Genomic DNA, 3057 nt, shown 5'->3' with positions numbered 1-3057 from the left:
GGCTGCTGCGCGGACGGCGCGGCGAGGATGCGGATGCGGCCGATCCGGCCGACGTGCGCGCGCTGCGCGCAGCGGCAAGCGCGATGGTTGCCTCGCTCGGCGCCTATGGTGCGCGGCTCTTGGGCGATTACCAGGGCGCGAGCGGGACCTGCTCGGAAGTGCTCGAATTGCTGAGCGCGCTCTACAACGGCGAGATGGCGCCGGTGCGCCGCCCCGCCGAGGGCACCGACATCGGCCACATGCTGCCCTACCGGCGGATCAATTTCGGGCTCGATGCGCTCGAACTGCGCGGCGCGAGCGGACAGCCCAGCTTCGGCGCGCTGATCAGCCTGAAGGACTATCCCGACGCCACCGGGCCGGGCCTGACCGACGGTTTGCTGCGCCTGCCCGCCGAACTGGTGCTGACCGAGACTTATGCCCCCGCCGACCGGCAGATCGCGCGCGAACGGATCGACCTTGCCATCCGCCGCCTGCGTTCGGCGGACGAGGAAGCCATGGCCGAGCGCGGCGAGATGGTTGCCGCGCGCGACGCGCTGGGGACCGGCGCGGTCGGTTTTGGCGACCACCATCTCTCGGTGCTGGTGCGCGCCGACACGCTCGACGCGCTCGACAACGTCAGCGCGGCCTGCGCGGCGGCGCTCGCCGATGCGGGCGCGGTCGCGGTGCGCGAGGACGCGAACCTGGAACCCGCGTTCTGGGGCCAGCTGCCGGGCAACGAGGATTTCCTCGTGCGCCGTTCGCTCATTTCGAGCGCGAACATGGCCTGCTTCGGCTCGCTCCACGGCTTCTCTCTCGGCCAGGCCAGCGGCAACCACTGGGGTGAGGCGGTGACGCTGCTCTCGACCACCAGCGCGACGCCGTTCTTCTTCAACTTCCACCAGGGCGACCTTGGTAACTTCACCGTCATCGGTCCGTCGGGTTCGGGCAAGACGGTGGTCATGAACTTCCTCGCCGCGCAGGCGCAGAAGTTCGCCCCGCGCACCATCCTGTTCGACAAGGATCGCGGCGCCGAGGTGTTCCTGCGCGGCATCGGGGGCACCTACAGCCGCATCGCGGCGGGCCACCCCACCGGCTTCAACCCGCTCGCGCTGCCCGACAGCGAGACCAACCGCGCGTTCCTGCGCGACTGGCTCGGCGTTCTGCTCGCCGCGCATGGGCCGGAGGAAATGGCGACGATCGCGCAGGCGGTCGATGCGGCCTACCACAACGACCCCGCGCTGCGCCGCCTGTCGCATTTTCGCGAACTGCTCGCCGGCGCGCGCCGCCCCGAGCCGGGCGATCTCGCCTCGCGGCTCGACGCCTGGATCGCGCAAGGGCCCAACGGCAGCGGCGAGCATGGCTGGCTGTTCGACAACACGCACGACCGGCTCGATCTCGACACCCGCGTGATGGGTTTCGACATGACCGCGCTGCTCGAGAACCCGCGCCTGCGCACCCCGGTCATGATGTACCTGTTCCACCGCATCGAGGAGCGCCTCGACGGCGAGCCGACGATGATCCTCATCGATGAGGGGTGGAAGGCGCTCGACGACGAGGTCTTTGCCGCGCGCATCCGTGACTGGTTGAAAACGCTGCGCAAGAGGAACGCGCTGGTTGGCTTTGCCACCCAGTCCGCGCGCGACGCGCTCGACAGCAAAATTGCCACCGCGCTGGTCGAACAGACCGCGACGATGCTGTTCATGCCCAATTCGCGCGCCCGGCCCGAAGACTACTGCGAGGGCTTTGGCCTTTCGCACCACGAACTCGAGGTCATCCGCACGCTGCCCGCGCATTCGCGCTGCTTCCTCATCCGCCAGAGCGATGCCTCGGTGGTGGTCCGGCTCGATCTTTCGGGCCTGCCCGAGGTGCTCACCGTGCTGTCCGGGCGCGAGAGCACGGTGCGCAAGCTCGACACCTTGCGCGAACGCTACGGCGATGCCCCGCGCGGCTGGTTCACCCCGCTCACCGGTATGGCCTGGCCGGGGGATGGCGAAGGCACCGGCGAGGAGGGCGAGGATGCGGCAGCCCCGGCTGGCGCGCGCTGGACCGAGGCGGCCGAGTAAGCGGGCATGGCAAGCGACATCTGCCAGCAACTGACGCAGCAGGCCTCGAACGGGGTCGGCCCGGCGTTGCGCGCGGTCGACTGCATGGCCAACGAAATGGGCGCGAGCGCGTTCGGGCGGCTGTTCGGCACCGACGGCGTGCTGCTGCCCGCGGTCACCATCCTGCTGACGCTCTACGTCGCGCTCTTTGCGATCCTGCTGATGACCGGGCGCTCGCGCCTTGGCGTTTCGGCGCTGGTGCCGCGCATGATCACCATCGGCGTGGTGCTGCTCTTCACCAGCAGCTGGATCGCTTACCAGGGCATGGTGTGGAGCTTTGCCATCGCCGGGCCGGACTGGATCGCGGGCCAGCTGATGGGCGCGAAGGGTTCGGCGACGCAGATTTTCGCCGATCGCATTGATCTCGTCTTCGGGGTCGTCAACCAGATCGGGGAGGCCGCGCAAAGCTCGGCCGATGCCGCCAAGCAGAACGGCAAGGACGCGGCGCAGGCCGCGCAGAGCGTGGCCTCGCTGATGTCGCCCGAAGGGGTGATGTGGATGGGCGCGATCCTCTTGCTGCTGGGCACCGTGGGGGTGCTGCTGACCGCGCGCATTGCGCTGGGCGTGCTGCTCGCGCTGGGGCCGCTGTTCGTCCTGCTCGGGCTGTTTTCGGGCACGCGCGGGCTTGCCGTGGGCTGGCTGCGCGGGGTCGTGCTGACCGCCTTTACCCCGCTGTTCGTGGTCATGGGCGGGGGGATCATCCTCGAACTGCTGGTGCCGATCGTCAACGCGCTGGTCAGCTCGGCGCAGCTGGGCGAGCTGGACGGGCGCGCGGCAATGGCCTTCTTCGTGGTCGCCGCGGTCCACGTCGCGCTGATGGTCATGGTGTTCAAGGTCGCGGGCACGATGGTTTCGGCCTGGCAGGTCTTCGGCCTCGCCCCGCGCGCCGAGCGCGGCGCGAGCGGCTCCGGCCCGGCCTATGGCCCCGCACCGGTCATGGCCGCCAGTCCGGCCACCTTCCTCAATCCGGCTGCCA

The 3057-nt window shown here is 69.7% G+C and carries 2 protein-coding genes; both read left to right on the top strand.

Annotated features, from left to right (window positions below; translation table 11 throughout):
- The coding region (locus MTR62_RS20595) for a VirB4 family type IV secretion/conjugal transfer ATPase (protein ID WP_244024475.1) at positions 1-2042 on the top strand (2042 nt) is incomplete at its 5' end.
- Between the two features lie 6 nt (positions 2043-2048).
- Positions 2049-3057: type IV secretion system protein (locus tag MTR62_RS20590; RefSeq protein WP_244024473.1), on the top strand; the 1009-nt coding region annotated here is incomplete at its 3' end.

This window comes from Novosphingobium organovorum (genome assembly GCF_022832435.1).
Lineage (GTDB): Bacteria > Pseudomonadota > Alphaproteobacteria > Sphingomonadales > Sphingomonadaceae > Novosphingobium > Novosphingobium organovorum.
This window is presented reverse-complemented; position numbering and strand designations above follow the sequence as displayed.